Origin of the sequence: Streptococcus parasanguinis (assembly GCF_001074805.1) — a bacterium.
GTDB classification, from domain to species: Bacteria; Bacillota; Bacilli; order Lactobacillales; family Streptococcaceae; genus Streptococcus; species Streptococcus parasanguinis_A.
Genome location: NZ_JUPI01000138.1, coordinates 1 through 18382, shown reverse-complemented (window position 1 = coordinate 18382; position 18382 = coordinate 1). Strand labels below are relative to the sequence as shown.

Genomic DNA, 18382 nt, shown 5'->3' with positions numbered 1-18382 from the left:
GCCATCACTTTGACGGACTGCTTTGTGCCATACTAGATCATCTTGCCAGTTCTTGTCGGACCATGTTGGGATCAAGACTTCTTTCAATCCGGTTGGGGCTACTACATTACGAATTACTGCATCAAACGTGCCCGTCTCAACATTATTATTTTCAATTGTTAGCGTGCCACTTGGTTTTAAATCCTCTGGTCGTTTTCCAATATAAACATTTGTCGTTGTTCCACCCACACCCGTCATTTGTCCATTATTCTGAACATAGTAAAGGTGGACATTGTAAAGACCGGTTGAGTTTTTATGATCCGCTGCTTTTACATTGACGGTATAGGTCCCATTTGCTTGACGGTTGGCTGTATACCAAACAAGGTCATCTTGACCACCTGTTTCTGACCAAATAGGTACAGAAACTGTTCGAACTCCATTTGGCGCCTTAACATTTGAGATGACAACGTCAAAGCGTCCCGCCATGGTATCGTTATTGACAATGTCAATTTTCCCACTTAAGCTGCCTTCTGTCGGGTCTGCTGCAGGTTTTGCGTTCGCTGTGAAGCGACCTGTATAGTCCACACTGTGGTCAAAGAGGTGTTTTCCTGGAAGCAATTCCGCTTGAGAAGTGAACTGCCACGCGCCAGCTTTCCCATTGTAACGCAAGCTTTTCGCATCGTTTACAGACAGTTTTGGAGAAGGGTATTGAGCAATCCAGAAATTCTGAAGGCCAAATTGAGCGGTGTTGACAGGACCTTTCTTGCGGAGGTTGTTTTCATCCAACCAGCTGGCACTGGTGTAGAACATCAAGTTGGTGTAGCCATTTTTACGCATTTCGTCTGCCCAAGCTTGGGTGTTGCGGTTGATGTTTGGCTGCATCTTAGCATCCTCAAAGTCATTGACCATGAGGGTGTTCTTTGGAAGATTCAAGCGTTGCGCCGCTGCAATATAGAACCGCGCTTCTGCACGCGCTGCTTCCTCAGAAGTATAGCGAGAGAAGTGGTAGGTCGATACTTGTAGACCAGCTGCTTGCGCATTGCGAATTTGGTTTTCCGCATTCGGATTCTTGTACCAAGTATCTTCTGTCAATTTGACAACGACACCGCCCACACCCTTATTAGCTAGGGTACGGTAGTCGCCAATACTAATATCACCGTTGTGACTACTCACATCAACGAATGATTTTGGCTGAACCGCTACATCTGTTGAGCGACCAGCAGGAGCGTGAGCACCTGTATTAAAGAAGGTCGTGCTTCCTGTATCAGACGGAAGCGGGATTTCTTCTTTCTCAGTAGTCGATGCTTCTACAGCTTTCTCTACAGATGGTGTACGACTGTCTGTAACAGTGGTACTGCTCGCAGAAGCCACAGGCTGTTCGGTCACATTTGCTGGTGCTGCATAGTTACTTGCGACAGGCGCTACAGTCTTATCAGCAACGGCTACTTCTGGCGCTGTTTCAGCTTGGACTTGGTTACCTTCAGTAGTAGCTTCTTTTGAAACCAGCTCATCTGCACTGACTCCCTGAGCAGATACAGCCATCAAGACTGCCGCTCCAGCATAAAAAATAAGATCTTTCTTTTTCATATAAACTTCCCTTTATACAAATTTTATACGTTAATCATTTTACCACACGGTTTCAGCGATGAAAAGTTTTATAAGGCAAATTTTTAAAATTAGTGATATTTTTTTGAAAAACAAAAAAAGAAGTTTGTCTGACTTCTTTTGATCTTATGCTAAACGCTTTAAGGCCATCTTTAAGTAGTGACCATCTCGGATTTCTTGGCCAACACGCTTGGCATTGTCTACCAAATCTTGGTAATCGGCATCTGAAAGATTGTCGATTGTCTCCTTCAAGTCATGAAGCGACTCTACTGCAATCCCACAGCTCTTCTCAAGCACAAAGTGAGATAAGGCTGACTGTTTCCACACTACAAGCGGGAAGTCCGATGCTAGATAAAGCGACGCCTTGTGAGAGTTGTTGTAGCGAAGGTACTCGCCAAAAACACCACTACAAGTTTCTGCACTATCCCCATCCCAGACTAGTCCAAAACCACCCTCAAGGGCTGCAGGAAGTTCATCCGGTAGGAAAGAACCAAAGTAGGTCTCGTTTTCAAGTGCTCTACTCTCGTCAAAACCTACACCATAAAGGTTATAGACAGGTTCTGCAGGAAGTGAGTAAAGATAGCCAGCTTTTTCTTGTGCCAAATTACCAGCTACAATAATTGGCTGATTTTTTGACAGTTCGTTGTTTTCTTGGAAATCTGGAATTAAATAGTCAAAAATACCAAGGCTGACAATCTTATCTGCATCAATCCCTTTATCCACCAGAACAGATTTCATGATTGGATTGTGGGCGATGATCCCATCAGCTGCACCAAGAAGACCTGATTCTTGAACCTGAATACGAATCTTGTGCTTTAAAGGGAAATTCTCAACATTGACATAACGAAGAGCTTCTAAATCGTGGATAATGAAATTAACTTTTACCCCTTTTTTCTGTGCTTTCTTCACATGATGTGTCGTAAAAAAGCTATGGTGAAGCATTGGGAATTGAATAAGCAACTCATCTCCCTGTTGCAATTGATCCAAGGCCTGACCAAAAGCCTTCGATTTATGGAGTTGAGCTTTAAGTGTGCTCATCTCATACCAATTGTCAACTGAAAGAACCAAGGCTTGATAGCCTTCTCTCTTTACAATTTCTTCAACGTCATTACGTGCCTTATTACCCGCATTTTTAACATTGTTATCGTGTAAAAATTCTTCTTTTAAATAGTATTTCATCTCTTATTTCTCATTTTTCAAAAGCTGATTTTTCAGGATAGTGTTCTTTTAAGATTTCCTTAAAACGAATGATATACTCCTCTTTAAAGTCAGTATCATCATTCACACAAAGCAATTTTTTACGTTTGTCTTTAAAGATACTCTCTAACCGATCTACTTGATTTAAATCTATCGACACTCCAAAATTCTTTGACATAGGGTAAAACTGATTACTTTCAATTTGCCAATGTTGACAGATATATTGATTAACATCTACTCCATAATCTCTAATTTGATTACGTGATGTTTTATCTAACGTTTCTCCTTCAATTTCCCATAAATGCGCCAAAGTGCTTTTCTTCATTGGAACAGGTAAATGTTGGTTCACGTATCCTGTCGGACCCCAAGGCAAGAGTAACAAGTTTTTCAAAACCAAGGAACCATAACGGAAATTAAAGAATTTCCAAGGCGAAGATTTCAAAGCCTTCTTATTAGGAAAATGCCGATAGATTAATTCAACGTTATTGTGATAAGTGTTCGTAAATGGTGACCATGGAACTAAAGCATCGTATACTGCTAAAAGCTTGGGTTGACCATTTTTATAAAAATCTGAAGGTTGACTATCTCTAATCAAGTACATATCATCATTGAAATACAAATAGTTCTCCGACAATCCTTCAATCCGATGAAGATTAAGCTCAATAGCCGCTGAATTATAGGTAGGTAGATATTCATTAGGCATAAATTCCTTATGAGTGACCAATTTAAGTTTTGGATGCTCCAAGTTCAACCATTCTGGTTTTTGTCCATTGGTGACTAAGTAAACATGATTTACCCAAGGAGCATGCTTTTCAATCATACGGAACCAATAATTAAAAATACCATAATCACGATAACGTTGCTCACCGTCGGTTTCTTGGTTCAAATCTGCTACTTGACCCGTAACGGTTTGTTTTTCACGGATAAACTCTGGGGCACTTCCATCTACCCAAAGAACAACGATATCAATTTTTTCTTGTGTCATTTAGTAAATTCTTTCTCTACGACTTCCAAAGCACGCTCAATAACCACATGCATATCGTAGTATTTATAGTCTGCTAGGCGTCCACAGAAGATAACCTTGTCATTTTTGGATGCTTCTTCTTGGTACTTGGCAAACATCGCATTATTCTTTTCATCATTGATTGGATAGTAGGGCTCATCGCCTCGTTTCCAATCAGCTGGGTATTCACGGGTAATCACCGTCTTCGGTTGAGTCCCATACTCGAAGTGCTTGTGCTCAATGATCCGAGTATAAGGAATTTCACGCTCGGTGTAGTTGACCACAGCATTACCCTGATGATTTTTCTCATCCAAGATCTCGTGTTCGAACCGAAGGCTGCGGTATTCCAACTCCCCATGCTTGTAGTCAAAGTACTGGTCAATCATCCCTGTGAAGACAACTTTTTCAGCAGAGCTTTCCAGTTCTTCACGATTGGCGAAGAAATCTACCCCAAGTTCTACTTCTACATCACCCAGCATGTTTTCAATGATGACATTGTAACCACCGATTGGAATCCCTTGGTAACGGTCGTTAAAGTAGTTATTATCAAAAGTCAAACGCACTGGGAGGCGCTTGATGATAAATGGTGGAAGGTCTGTTGCAGAACGTCCCCATTGCTTCTCCGTATAGCCCTTGATCAACTTTTCATAGATATCTGGACCAATCAACTTGATGGCCTGTTCTTCAAGGTTCTTGGGCTCAACATCTTTCATATCCGCCGTTTGCTCTGCAATCTTGTCTTTGACTTCTTGAGGAGTCTTTGTCCCCCACATGGCGTAGAAGGTATTCATGTTGAAGGGAAGATTGTAGAGGCTACCCTTGTAATTCGCCACCGGTGAATTGATATAGTTGTTAAATTCAGCAAATTGGTTGACATAATCCCAAACCTTTTTGTTGGACGTATGGAAAATGTGGGCACCGTACTTGTGAACATTGATTCCTTCAACTTCTTCACAATAGATATTCCCACCGATGTGATCCCGCTTGTCAATCACTTTTACTTTTTTACCACGTTTTGTTGCTTCGTTTGCGAAGATTGCTCCAGACAAACCTGCACCAACAATCAGATAATCGTACATCATAAACTCCTTTTTATAACTTAACTATTCGATTGATATAAGGGATTTTCATTAATATCATAATAATTATAAAACTAATAATTAATGTAAAAATAGGGAAAAATAAGTACGCCCCCACTATGTTAAACCCTATAAACTTTTGCCATATTTGCATAACATAGGTATGTATTATGAATACTCCCATCGTTTGGACCGATAAAAAGTAGATGATTTTATATTTATTAGAGTCAATAGTTAGCGTTAATAATGTAAGAAATAAGCCTAAGCTAATGACTTTTACCAAAAGAATATCATAAAAATATTCAGCAAAAAGATTATGATAAATAGTTTTTGCCATGAAAAATAATATCATTGGTGAAATCAATAACAAAAGCATGCTAACGACTTTCATCCATCCCTTAAATATATATTTTAAATTATCTATCTCAAATTGCGCTACAAGGCCACCTAAAATATAGTAAAAGAACCAAGTCCATAATCTAAACGTTTGAATAACATAAGTTTGCACCGGCATTTGAAGCAAAAAATTTACCAATTCAAAAATCAAACCAATAACGACTAATAAAGATAGAATGTATAGATAACTTCTTTTTGAATGTAAAATTTTTTTCAAAATTGGTAAGCATAAATAAATTAATATCAGTGATCCAAAAAACCAAAATTGGAAGAAATAACCTTTTTGTATTAAAGAAGCTGCAATCTTTTTAACTGGATTAGCTGTAAAATCTCGTTTTAAAAGCCAAATGATAAGGTTCCATGAGCACACTGTTATTAAAATCCATTTTACCTTTTCCAGTATATAAGAGTATTTTATTTCACTTTTCCCCAACAATAAATAACCATTTACCATAAAAAACAAAGGAATTGAATAAGTCCCTAAATAATATAAATAGGATGAATAATTCCATATTCTTGTTTCCTTAAATCCCGGCATTGTAGTATGAAGTAAAACAACTCCAATACAAGCAATAACTTTAATAAAGTCTATGTCAATATTCCGTATTTTCTTCATTTCTAATTTTTCCCTATTATCTGTTTTAATTCTTTCACATCTACCACTTTCAGAGATAGGATAGCGATCAGATAAGTGATCCCACCAAGCACCGAATACACAAGTACATTCAGGGTAGGGGTGAAATGTAGGAATGGTTTTACAAGTAGTAACAGGCCATACATCAGAGCAGATGCGAAAATAATTTTTGTCATAGACCCGATAATCGGAACTTCCTTGAGGTAATGACGGGTATAGTACAGTTGAATCAGCCATACCAAAGATTCTGTTAAGACGGATACAATGGCTGCGCCAATAAAACCAAAATGAGGTAAGAAGAGCAGGTTCAACCCGACACTGACAATAGCAGGAATCGTGGTGGACAGCATAAATTCTTTGTTCTTATCATGTGGGATGAGAATTTGAATCCCCATAATATTGGTCCATCCGATGAAGAACATACGGAAGATCATGATAGCGATGGCATAGCGAGCATCTTGGAAATCCTTCCCTAAGAAGAATCGAACAAAGTCATCGTTGACAATCAGCATACCTGCAATAATTGGGAAAATGACCAAATTATAGATCAAAAAAGACATTTTGTGCATCTTGTTGACAGCCTTGTGGTCTCCCGACGACAAGAGGCTCGATACACGGGGCAACATAACGCTTCCCAGTGAGGTGACTAAGGTTAACAAAATATTGACCAATTTTAAGGCCTGGTCATAGATCCCCACATCCTTTGTAGAGGCAAGAGCCCCAAGCATAGTCCGGTCCAAGGTGACATAGAGGGAAATGGCAATCTGAGGTAAAAAGAGCAAAATGACCGGTTTTAAATGCACCCGTGCATAGGCCATATCAAAATGGACTCTCCCAATAAATTCACGTGCGGGCAACCACATGCTAAGCTGACCTAACAGTTCAAAGATGGTGAGTAAGAATACATAGAGATAAAGATCATTAGCAGATTTGACAAACAAGAAGATGGAGATGACTCCAACCAGTTTGACCGTGATATTTCGAACCGTAATCTTGCGGAAATCTTCCAATCCTTGAAAGAGCCAGGAGATGTCTAGTCCCTTTGAAACTAAACTGAGCCCCAAAATATAGGCCACAGGGTTTTGCATAGATGGAAGCATCAAGCAAAACAAGACATAGAGTAAGATGGAGACAAAGGTTGCCCCTAACTGGAGGGTATAAATTCCCCAGAAATTCTTTTGGATATCTTTCCGGTGTCCTGAGATCTCCTTGGTTCCATAATTGGCCACTCCTAGCGTCGCCAAAAGGATAAAGTAGGTGACAATGGAGTTGAAATAGCCATAGGTCCCTAAGTCATTTGAACTAAAGACCCGCGTTACATAAGGAGTGGTAACAATCGGCAAGATAATCACCAGCAACTGGTAGGAGAGATTATAGGCGTAATTTTTTAAAACTTTCATAAGTACAATAACTTGTTTTAGCCTTCCTTTGGATTTGACGAATACTCTTCTTTATTCAATTTTCGTATCATCATTCAGAATAAACAGACGACTGATAAACAAGATTAATGGAGAATAACGAAGAACTAACATCTGAGGATCAAACATGCCATGGATAATCATAATTCCTAAGCAAGCCAGTACGATATCTTTTTGAATGGATACAAAATATCGCATTACTTTTGTCAACGCAAACAACATAAATACACTGACAATCAAGCCATCAATAACCAATAGTTGAACAAAAGAGCTATCAATATAATTATAATTACTAGTAAAATTCCCAAACATATCCAGAGTTTTAAAAGAAATTCGTTGGCCAAATAGAGGTACTCCAAAATTTCGGAAACCATCCACACTAAGACGCAAGCGATTATGCGTAAATTGATCGACTAAGTGAAATAAATTCCCAGATGAATAAAAACAAAAATACAAGATAATCGCTAAAGCTAAAATAAAACCATAATGTGCAAGTGTCTTTGTCCAGAAATTTTCAATGATAAACTCTTTTTTAAAGATTTTAACACTAAACAAAGCATAGGTTAGTATCAAAATACTTAAGTAAAATGGACTAGTTGTCGAAGTTTGTTGGTGCATATAAATCGTAGCCAAGAGTAAGGCCAACAATTCAAGGTAAGAAATTCTTTTACCCCGAAACATCAGATAAGTACACAAAGCAAAGAACAATCTCTGTGAAGCAAATGATACATAGTTAAATCCTAGACTAAAACGGTAGCCACCATCTGCATTCATAAACATATTGGCAATAATACCTTTTTGACTGGCATAAATTGTCAAACAAAGTACTAGGAATGTCGCTAAAGAAAACGTTCCTAATAATTTCCTAAAATCAATATCTCTAGCAGAAAAAACAAGAAGCAACACATTTATATCTAACAATCCATCGCGATTTTTTGCAACTATAAACATTGAAATAAAAAACGCCGTTACTATTAATAATTGTTGCCAATGAAATCTAAAGTAATATAGCGTTTTCGGAAAGTTCATTAACTCCTTTATCAACAGCATACTAATTGTAAAGTAAAAGAGCAAACGATAAAGCGATAGAAAACCATCTAATCGAACAAAATAAGTAGTTGTGACTAACGAAGCGACAACAACCCATATAAACAAGGTGAATAAATAAATTTTTTCTGATATAAAACGATTGTTCATCACAACAGTCATCCAAACCTTTCAATCATGATCATAAAGTCTTATTACTGCTATCTATTAAAACCTCTCACAAGCAAACAGCGAATATCCCTATTTTATCAAGGTTTGCAGTTTTTTTAAAAAAATTACTGTCAGATACATTCTGATATGTAATAACAGTCTAACGAGAGGGTGAAGAGGAGAAGTAGTTTTTTTTAGCAATGCAATCATCTCTTGATTTCTACACAACACCTCAACATAGTATCGTTTTTTAGAAAGAGACATCTTTTGCTTTGATATGTTCTGAATATTACTCATCAGGATGCGCGCCTTTATTTGATCTATAAATTGATCATCATGGATATTCCAGCTTGTCATCAACTGATCAACTTTTCCTAGTTCTTCCAATTGATAGTTCATTCGATTAGGATTATACTGTCCCATCGCAGAATCTACCCTTCCTGAAATATAGACATAATAACAAGATTTCACCAAGAAAACCGCATTGACATGCTGATAAACATTCAGATTGAAGCGAACATCTTCTCCCAATTCATAGGACTCAAAGACAATTTGATGCTCCTCCAGAAATTTTCTACGGTAAATTTTATTCCAAACAGTATACATCATATCTGTTAAACATAATTCTTGAAAAAGCGCAATAAAATCACTTTTGTCTTTTTTTCCTTCAGTAGGAAGAATTTTTGCTGATCGAGTTATTTCCGATAAGTTTTGTTCAATCGAATTATAGTAACTAAACAACAATAAGTCTAATTGTGAATCTAATTGACTTTCCACATCTGAAAATAGATTTCCCTCAAGATAGTCATCCGCATCCACAAAACAAATGAACTCGCCTTTCGCTTTGGCTAGACCAAAATTGCGGGCTGAACCGACACCCTTATTTGGAATATGATAGGCTGTAATATTTGAAAACTTAGTAGCATAATCCTCACAGATTTGACCACTCTGATCTTTGGAGCCATTATCAATCAACAAAATTTCCAAATCCGCATAATTTTGAGCAAGTAGACTATCGAGACAACGAGGGAGATAATTCTCTACATTGTATACCGGTATAATGACTGAATACTTCAACATAATCCCCTAAATTTCTCTCATTTCATCCCTTGTATAGCAAAAGCCATCTTCAACAAGTGCAAACGGTATAACAAATATTTCATTCTATTTGGCAGGTATTTTATTTCACTATACATTATTTTATTTTTTCTTAATTCCTGATTGACATCATTTCTTATTTCAGCATATTGACGATCTAGCTTAGCTTTATACAAGCTAGCTAAAATATGAGTCAATCCATTTACATAATAAAGTTGTGAGATATGCAACTCTTCTTGATTTAATTGCGAACTTACAAAATCAGAATAAAACATTTCTTTATAAAACCCAAACATATCTCTAAACTTTTTTTCATTCCAAGACTGTGTAATAGAATCTGGGTTGTCGATTAAGTAGTGATAGTATTTTTGATTAGTTGCATAGACCTTCTTAGCCGCAAGAAACAGTTTGTAATTAGTGCCAAGATCCTCATAGTATTTCCCAATTGGAAACTGAATGTTATGATCAGTGAATAATGATTTTCGATAGATTTTATCATTAGCAAACCCAGTAATATAACTATGCTTCAGCATTTGCACAAAAGCATCTTTACCTTCAAAGACTTGAGTCACTTCTGGTTCTGAAACTATAGCATCTTCTTCACCCTTTACAAACTCACGATTAAAAGAAATAATATCAAACTCTTGAGATTCTAGTGCTTCTGCTAACGCTATAAAGGTATCTGGTTCAATCCAATCATCTGAATCAGGAAAATAAACATATTCTCCTTTGGCATGAGAAATACCTGTGTTCCGTGCTTCAGAAAGTCCACCATTTTCTTTATGAATAACTGAGATAAAGTCATAAGCCTTAACATAGTCATCACAGATTTGAGGAGAATGATCAGTACTCCCGTCATTAACAAGTATAATCTCATAGTCCTTCCATTCTTGGGCAAGAACACTTTCAATGCAACGTTTTAAATATCTTTCAACATTATATACTGGAATGACGACAGTTAATAGTGGTTTCATCAATTCTTTACCTAAATTTTTATTCTACTCTAATTCTTCTCCTCTCTGATCTAAATGACTTACAACATTCAATAATATATGGTAAATCTTTAAATCAGCTCGGATATAATCCTTTTTTCAGCGAATTTGATTATTAATATTTCTTATACAACTCCGAAAAATTTCGAATATAACTTTGTAATGAGAAGAGTTCTTTTTGGCGTTGGACAGAGGCCTTACCAAATTGTTCTCTTTTCTCAGTGTTCTCTGCTAATTCTTGGATAGCTTTAGACAATTCTTCAGGCTGATTTGGAGTAGCGAGAAGGCCATTTTCGCCTTCCTTGACCATCTCACAGACACCACCATGACGGTAACCCACTACAGGTTTACCACAAGCCATGGATTCAAGGACTACAGTTGGTAGAGGATCTGGGTTAGTACTTGGCAAGACAAATATATCGAACATATTATAGAGCTCTGTTGTCTTACTATAATAATCGATACGCTTGATTTGGCTAGCTACTGGTGATTCTGATATAGCCTTTTCCAACTCATCCACGCGCCACTCTTCACCTTCAAATGCACTTCCTGCCAAAAAGGCTACTGCCTTTGGATTTGCCTGCAAGATTGGGGTCACGGCTTCTAGGAAGTCGCCTTGACCTTTCCAGGCATTCACTCGACCAACCATACCGATAACCAAGGCATCCTGTGCGATCCCAAATTGGTCACGGACTGCGCTGGCATCCATCACCTGATAGACGGCATTGTCAACACCATTATAGATGACTTGAACCTGCTCGTCTTTCACATAGCGAGACTGCTTGACGTGGTTGGCTACAGCATTTGAAACTGTCACAATCGTATCAGCATAGCGCCCCATCAAAAAGTTGATAAAATCTGAAATCGCTTTTGGTTTGACGATAATTTCATGCACATGCCAAATCAGAGGAAGTTTCAACTTCCGTTTGAGGTAAATTCCCTCAAGTACTGCAGTCGTATTGTTGTGAATAAGGGTAATGCCATTCTCTTTAGCGTATTGAGCAATTTGTTTGGAGTAACGGTTATAAGAACCAAAGTACTCAAGAATCCCTTTTGGATTAAAATATTTCCGGCGCAAAATTGGATAGTCTATGACTTTTACCTTAGCACCGACCTCTTCCAATGCACCAACTAAGACACCATCATTGGGTAAGATAACATGTGCCTCAAAAGCATCTTTATCCAAACCCTTGATAAGCTCCAACAACACCTTGTCAGCACCATACATTTCGGCACCAGCGTGGAGATATAATATTTTCTGCATTTCTAACCTTTAAATACTTTCTCGTAGTCTGTGACAATCTTTTCCCAAGTGAAAGCATCTGCAATCCGTTGACTTGATTGTTGATTAAGATCTTCGATAGCTTGTTCATCCAATTGTTCAGCCTGATTAATGACATGTGCCAATTGATCTTTCTTCCAATAGAGAGCACCATCTTCACCGACTTCACGGTTAAAGCCAACATCCAACAAGAGGTTGAGTTTAGTAGACTCTAGTGCCTCAAGAAGAGATGGATTGGTACCACCTACTTCATGACCATGGAAGTATGCAAAGGCATTCTCACGGATGTATTTGAGCAATTCTTGATCATAGACAGTTCCCACAAACTTCACTCGAGGATCCTTATCAAATCCAGTATCTTTACGCAACTGTTCATAGAACTTGTTTTGTTCCACATTGGTAATCAGGACAAAATCTTTTTGGGAGTTTGACTGCATAAAGCCACGAATCATGGCCTCATAGTTGTTTTCGGGTACAAAGCGACCTACGACAAGGTAGTAACTCCCTTCAGAGACTTGCTTATCCGCAAACCAGGTCCGTATTTTCTCATCTTCTCTACTCAGGCCAGACTTGCTTGTATCCGTTCCATAGGCGATATAGGTCGTCTGTGGCTGATACTTAGCGTAATCCTTCTGGATATAGGCTTCAATATTCTTGCTATCGCAGATTAACAGGTCGGCATGTTTAACCATGAGTTGTTCAGAAAACTTCCAGTACTTACGGACTGGGAGACTCCATTTCGCGCGAAGCCATTCATGACCATCTGGATTGACCATGAGGGTCCCACCGATCGCCTTGATTTTCTTTTTAATTTTTGAGATAAAAGGACCAATCCGGCAAGCCAAGACATAAAAAATCGGAGCTTGATCCTTATTTTCTTTTGCGATTTCAATAGCTTTATTGAGAGCCGCAATATCATAAGCAATGGCACGCGCAGGACCGATATTAGGGACGTCAATATTGTAACAGATTGCTCCATTATGCTCGAAAGTATCTGCAGTAATTCCTGATTTTGCTGAATTCTCCCGCATACAAGCTACATAATACTGGATATTTTTATCTTGTTGGAATTCTGTCAACTTCTCAACAAAGGTCTCAAAACCACCATATTTTGCTGGAATACCTTTGGAACCAACGATATAAATTGATTGTGTCATTTTTCTCCTAACATGGAAAGGACGAAGTAGGCAGTCTCCTACTTCGCTCCTTCTTTTCTAAGTACAACCTTCACGGTCTTGAGCAAGATCTGAATGTCTCTCCAAATCGTCCAATCGTCCATGTACGCAACGTCCAGTTTGACCACTTCGTCAAAATCCTTGATTTCACTGCGTCCGCTCACTTGCCAAAGGCCGGTAATGCCTGGTTTGAAGCTGAGTCGGCGTTTTTGGGCTGGCGTATATTCTTGGTATTCGTCAACCGTTGGGGGACGAGTCCCGACCAGACTCATATCACCGATCAGAACATTGTAAAATTGTGGTAATTCATCGAGACTGGTCTTACGGATAAAGCGTCCGATTGGCGTTACCCGTGGATCGTTTTCCATCTTGAACATGCCACCTGTCATGGTATTTTGTGCCATGAGATCTTTCTTAATCTCTTCGGCATCCACCCGCATGGAGCGGAATTTATAGAAGTTGAAATACCGTCCGTTCTTACCGACCCGTTTTTGTACAAAGAAGGCAGGGCCGCCATCCTTACGAATCAGAGGGACTAAGACGATACTCACTAGGCCACAAATCAAGAGACCAAAGAGGGCTCCTGCAATGTCCAAGAGACGTTTAGCAAAGACGTGACTCGGCTTGTAGAAATTGGTTGAGAAAGTAACGACACTTAGTCCTCCGACTTCTCGAACCCGTTTATTACCTAAGGACGCGAAGTTAAAGGCATTGAGATTGACAGTTACATCGATCCCCATACTCTCAAACTCCGAGACCAAGTCACTAATATTGTAGTCCTCACTTGGCAGATTGATAAACACTTCATCCACCACTTCCTTGGTCACAAAATTCATCATTTGATCTGGCTGCACCACCCGTACACCTGAATGAGCAAAATCAGTATCGTCCATGACAGTGACACCGATTAGTTCTCCATGATAAAGGCTGGGCGAATGTAGAATATCAAACACTTTTTCCATCCGACTAGTCGCTGTGATCAGGAAAATCTTTCTCGAGCTTTTCCGCCGTGGGGAAACAGACCTCCGGTATCTCTTGAGCAAGAGATCCATGACATAGACAGAAAATGTATTCAAAAGAAAGAAGTAGATCATCCCCCGACGAGAGATGGAAAAGACCCCATCGAGCATAAAAGAGGTAAAGGTGATCCCAACAGCGAAAAACACATTGTATTTCAAGACCTGAAAGAGCTCATCCAGGTAACCCCTGCTATAAAAACGATAGGCAATATTGCTAATGTAGAAAGCTACAAAATGTAAGAGATAGAGAATGGCGATCGTCTGTGACGTGTATTCTGCATCCTTAAAAAGGCTCACAATGTAAGCTGAAAATAGGACAGCTAAACTTTGAAAGAGAACAATATTTAGTTTTTCCAGTTCAATTCTTTCTTCTCCCATTTCCCCTCAATCCTATTCTTTACTTTTTCCCGTACTCTCCGTAAGATCCGTATCCTCCATACGAACCATACTCCGCAGCTTTAATGTTAAATTTATTGAGCACAACTCCCAAGAAAGGGGTGCCTGTTTGTTCTAATTGGTCCTTAGCTTTTTGGACAGCCTTGCGTCCATTGGCCCCAGATTCTGTGATCAAGACAGTTCCATCACAGCGTTGGGCGATAATGGCCGCATCAATCACGACCCCGATTGGAGGCGTGTCGACAATGATGTAGTCAAAATGCTCACGCAGGGCATCCATCATCACAGTGAAGTTCTTGCTTTGCAAGAGACCCGTTGGGTTTGGTGCTACCTGACCAGACTCAATAATATCCAAGTTTGGAAAATCAGTCGCATACAAGATTTGGTCCAATTGGCTACGACCAGCTAAGAAATCCGTCAACCCTTGGATCTTGGTACGGCTACGGAAAATCCCTGTCATAACCGAGTTCCGGATATCACAGTCGACCAAAAGGGTCTTGTAACCCGCGCGCGCAAAGGCAACGGCCAAGTTGGTTGAAGTGGTTGATTTTCCTTCATTTTCTTGAACAGATGAGATGGCGATGACTTTTAAGTCCACCCCACTCAATTGGATATTCGTTGCAAGAGCATTGAAGTACTCTTCTGCCTTTCGAATTTCTTGCAGTTTATTTTTTGAAATTTCTAACGTATTCATGCGATCCCCAGTCTACAGTTTCTTCATATCTGGCACAATACCAAGTAGGGTCAAGCCCATCAACTCTTCGATATCCTCTGGTCTCTTGACACGATCGTCCAAGACTTCTACTACAACCAAGAGAACCACCATGAGGCCTGCTCCAGCAATGAAGCCAAGAAGGACATTGCGTCGGATATTTGGTGAAGAAGGTGATTGTGGCACTTCTGCCTCATCCAAAGTCGTAACATCTGACACCTTGGTCACAGAAATGATCTTTTCAGCTGCTACATTGCGAAGGCCGTTGGCGATACGAGCAGCTTCTTTTGGATCTCCATCTTTAGCCGTAATCGAAAGGATCCGAGTGTCGGTCGGAACAGACACACTGATCTTTTTGGACAACTCAGCAGGTGTCAGATCAAGTTTCAATTCTTCGATGGCTTGGCTCAAGACATTTTGAGAAAGAATGATCTCACGGTAGTCCTTAACCAAGTAAGAACCCGCCTGCAAATCAGAGTTTGTCAAGGCATTGTTGTCTTGGTTTTGACGACTGACCACATAGATCCGGCTAGTACTTTGGTATTCTTTCTTGGCTAAAAATGCACTATAGCCAAATGCTGCAATGGCAAAGACAAGAGCGACCAAAACGATCGAAAACTTGCGTTTCCATAGGGTCTTCAGCATAGCGAAAACATCAATTTCCACTGCTTGATTTTCTTGATTGTTCATTTCCTAATTACTCCTTCATGTGGATCTCTCCACCTGTTTCCTGGTTAGATTAATTCATCCGCTAACAAGAGTTCTTGATTGCTGACAAAGAGGGCTTGTGCTCGTTGTTCTCCGTATTCTTCCTTGATCAAGCGATAGGCTTCCGCCATATAAGGCGGTCGTTTATCCACATTGTGCATATCACTGGCAACAAAGTGGACCAAGTCTTTTTCTAAAAAGTACCGAGCTCGTTTTTTCAGTTGTTTTTGCTCATCCCCAAAGAGGCGAGGCTTGAGAACACTCGAACTATTGATCTGCATGTAGCAGCCCATGTCAATCATCTCTTGCACGCGCTCCTCATTTTTCTCCAAGCACTTGTAGCGCTCGATATGGGCCACCACCGGTGTCACGCCTAGATGGAGCAAACGGTCCAAGGCGGTATGAATCTCCTTATAAGGCGTTCCCATACTGAATTCAATCAGAGCAAAGCGCGTCTCAGCTAAACGTGGAATGATCTTTTCTTCCAGTTTTTTCAAGACATCATTCGTAAAGTAGATCTCTGCTCCGTAATGAATCGTTAAATCTGGCGCGACCTCTGCCGCAATTTTTTTCACTTCTTGAAAATTTTCAGAAATCTTTTCTTCGGGAGTTTCAAACATTCCCTTGCGACGATGAGAAGTGGAGATAATGGTCCGTACCCCTTGGCGATAACTTTCTTCCAATAAGGTACGCGTATCTTCTCTTGTCTTTGGTCCATCATCCACATCAAAGACGATGTGCGAGTGGATATCAATCATTTTTCTTTTCCTTCCATTACTTTTTGAATGGTTTCCTTAGCCTTGGTCAAGCTCGCTTGATCCAACTCCATGACATAGAGGTTGTAACCAGGCATGGCATAAGATGGCAAGTCATTTCGTCCTTGACCGGTGATCGCTTGAGAAGTCACCTCATAAGAACCACCCGTTTCTAACTGGGTATTGATCAAGTTCATCATAGTTGGCAACTGCATATTGGTTTGGACAGAATCTTGGAGGTTTCCGATAATCTCATTGTAGTTGCTTAAGACCTTAGTAGAGGTCAACTTTTTGATAATGGCCGCAATGACTTTTTCTTGGTTTTTCCCACGGTCATTGTCACCACCTTGAAGAGAGTAGCGTTCTCGAACAAAACCGAGTGCTTGCTCTGAATTCAAATGGACCTTTCCTACTGGGAAATGGAACTTCCCGTGCAGGCTCGTGAATTCTTGGTCATTTTCCACATCGATCCCCCCTAGAAGGTCAATCAACTTGAGGAAGGATGTGAAATTGAGACGAACATAGTAGTTGAGCTTGATATCATAGAGATTCTCAAGTGTATGAATGGAAGCATCCACACCGTAGATCCCCGCATGGGTCAACTTATCATTTTGGTTGTTACCACCATCTGCAATCGGTACATAGGCATCCCGCGGCGTCGTTGTCAACAGAACTTGCTTGGTCTTCCGATTGACGGTCATGATGATATTGACATCTGATCGAGAAACCGAGGTTACTGGGCCATAGGTATCGATCCCGCTGACATAGATGTTAAAGACATCCGCATTGGCAGACACATTGCTCGTCGCTGCCACTTCTTTTCGAATCTTGTAGGAATAGATTTTCTTCAACTTCTTCGCATAGTCGGTATCTTCAGCAGCGATAGTATCTTCAAAGGTACTGTTGAGCACCATGGCAGAAGCATTCCCTTCTTGCAGGCTCTTATAGGCATCTAGATAAGTCGGTGCATCCACTACAGAAATTTCCTGACCCTTGGTCTTTTTGATATTATCCAAGAGGGCCGTGAGATTGGCTTCATTATTGTTGCCCTTTGGTGCCACCACTTCCTTGATGTCTTTGATGTCTTTGACGTCACTGTCTTTCTTGACATAGACAGCCATCTCAAACTCTGTATAGTTAGAGTGGCCATTGACATTACTCGTCAGATTTAGCAGCTGTTGACTAGCAAACAAAACTCCTGAACTAGCCAATAAGCCGACAAGAAGCAGGACCAAAGTTGTCTTTTGGGCCTGATTTTTGATCACAAACCAAGCTGACAAGAGCAAGAGAACAGCTAGTAGTACCATCACGAGAACATTAACATAGCGAAAAGCCAAGATGTTATTGGCCAACATGGTATAGGTCGCCCAACTCGCGGTCATAAGCAAAAAAATAAGCAATACGGAATTAACGATTCGCAATTGCCCCCACTTATGCTCTGAACGACGATTCCGTCTCCTTTGTGACATAAATACCTCCAATTAGTCCTAATCATATTTATTGTAACATATTTTTAGCAAAAAATGCATTAATTATCACTTTTTTGTCCATTATGGCCATTTGAAAAGTAAGCGCTTTCTAAAGCAAACAAAATCCCTTGTATACTTATGCAGAGAATCCAAAAGAGGCTGGGACAAAAGTCCTAGCCTCTTAATTGTTTTTGGATTGTAGAGAAAGACGCAGTGGTTGAGTGGGCTCTACTACGCTGATTTCATCAGCTTTTACAGCCCTACTCAA

General features: G+C 39.8%; 16 protein-coding genes. All 16 read right to left on the bottom strand.

Annotated elements, in window-relative coordinates:
* Nucleotides 1–1566 (bottom strand): GBS Bsp-like repeat-containing protein (locus ADI76_RS09865; RefSeq protein ID WP_049516191.1); only part of this gene is annotated, 1566 nt, incomplete at its 3' end.
* A 144-nt stretch (nucleotides 1567–1710) separates the two neighbouring features.
* Nucleotides 1711–2763: a galactofuranosyltransferase gene (locus ADI76_RS09860; protein ID WP_049516190.1), complete on the bottom strand. Its 1053-nt coding sequence runs from the start codon at nucleotides 2761–2763 to the stop codon at nucleotides 1711–1713.
* Between the two features lie 10 nt (nucleotides 2764–2773).
* Complete coding sequence (locus ADI76_RS09855) at nucleotides 2774–3766, bottom strand: Stealth CR1 domain-containing protein (protein WP_049516187.1); 993 nt, start codon at nucleotides 3764–3766, stop codon at nucleotides 2774–2776.
* A complete protein-coding gene (glf, locus tag ADI76_RS09850; protein WP_049516184.1) occupies nucleotides 3763–4863 on the bottom strand; it encodes a UDP-galactopyranose mutase in 1101 nt (366 codons plus the stop codon). Before glf ends, ADI76_RS09855 begins: the two co-directional genes overlap by 4 nt.
* Nucleotides 4864–4876: 13 nt before the next feature.
* Nucleotides 4877–5875 (bottom strand): acyltransferase family protein, encoded by a 999-nt coding sequence (locus ADI76_RS09845; RefSeq protein WP_049516182.1) that lies wholly within the window; start codon nucleotides 5873–5875, stop codon nucleotides 4877–4879.
* Between the two features lie 2 nt (nucleotides 5876–5877).
* Nucleotides 5878–7293: a flippase gene (locus tag ADI76_RS09840; RefSeq protein ID WP_049516180.1), complete on the bottom strand. Its 1416-nt coding sequence runs from the start codon at nucleotides 7291–7293 to the stop codon at nucleotides 5878–5880.
* A gap of 51 nt (nucleotides 7294–7344) precedes the next feature.
* A complete protein-coding gene (locus tag ADI76_RS09835) occupies nucleotides 7345–8520 on the bottom strand; it encodes a polymerase (RefSeq protein WP_193390731.1) in 1176 nt (391 codons plus the stop codon).
* Nucleotides 8521–8598: 78 nt separating this feature from the next.
* Entirely contained in the window at nucleotides 8599–9588 is a 990-nt protein-coding gene (locus tag ADI76_RS09830) for a glycosyltransferase family 2 protein (protein WP_080982797.1), read from the bottom strand.
* Between the two features lie 17 nt (nucleotides 9589–9605).
* A complete protein-coding gene (locus ADI76_RS09825) occupies nucleotides 9606–10580 on the bottom strand; it encodes a glycosyltransferase (RefSeq protein WP_049516178.1) in 975 nt (324 codons plus the stop codon).
* A 133-nt stretch (nucleotides 10581–10713) separates the two neighbouring features.
* The gene (locus ADI76_RS09820) at nucleotides 10714–11862 is read right to left on the bottom strand and encodes a glycosyltransferase family 4 protein (protein ID WP_049516176.1); all 1149 of its coding nucleotides are present in this window, start codon (nucleotides 11860–11862) and stop codon (nucleotides 10714–10716) included.
* A 2-nt stretch (nucleotides 11863–11864) separates the two neighbouring features.
* The gene (cps2T, locus tag ADI76_RS09815) at nucleotides 11865–13037 is read right to left on the bottom strand and encodes a beta 1-4 rhamnosyltransferase Cps2T (RefSeq protein WP_049516174.1); all 1173 of its coding nucleotides are present in this window, start codon (nucleotides 13035–13037) and stop codon (nucleotides 11865–11867) included.
* A 38-nt stretch (nucleotides 13038–13075) separates the two neighbouring features.
* Entirely contained in the window at nucleotides 13076–14452 is a 1377-nt protein-coding gene (locus tag ADI76_RS09810) for a sugar transferase (RefSeq protein ID WP_049516173.1), read from the bottom strand.
* A 19-nt stretch (nucleotides 14453–14471) separates the two neighbouring features.
* A complete protein-coding gene (locus tag ADI76_RS09805; protein WP_049472726.1) occupies nucleotides 14472–15164 on the bottom strand; it encodes a tyrosine-protein kinase in 693 nt (230 codons plus the stop codon).
* A gap of 12 nt (nucleotides 15165–15176) precedes the next feature.
* On the bottom strand, nucleotides 15177–15872 hold the full coding sequence (locus tag ADI76_RS09800) for a Wzz/FepE/Etk N-terminal domain-containing protein (RefSeq protein WP_049516171.1): 696 nt from the start codon (nucleotides 15870–15872) through the stop codon (nucleotides 15177–15179).
* 44 nt (nucleotides 15873–15916) lie between these two features.
* Complete coding sequence (cps4B, locus tag ADI76_RS09795; RefSeq protein WP_049516169.1) at nucleotides 15917–16648, bottom strand: capsular polysaccharide biosynthesis protein Cps4B; 732 nt, start codon at nucleotides 16646–16648, stop codon at nucleotides 15917–15919.
* Entirely contained in the window at nucleotides 16645–18114 is a 1470-nt protein-coding gene (locus ADI76_RS09790) for an LCP family protein (protein ID WP_049516167.1), read from the bottom strand. Before ADI76_RS09790 ends, cps4B begins: the two co-directional genes overlap by 4 nt.
* Nucleotides 18115–18382: the final 268 nt, after the last annotated feature.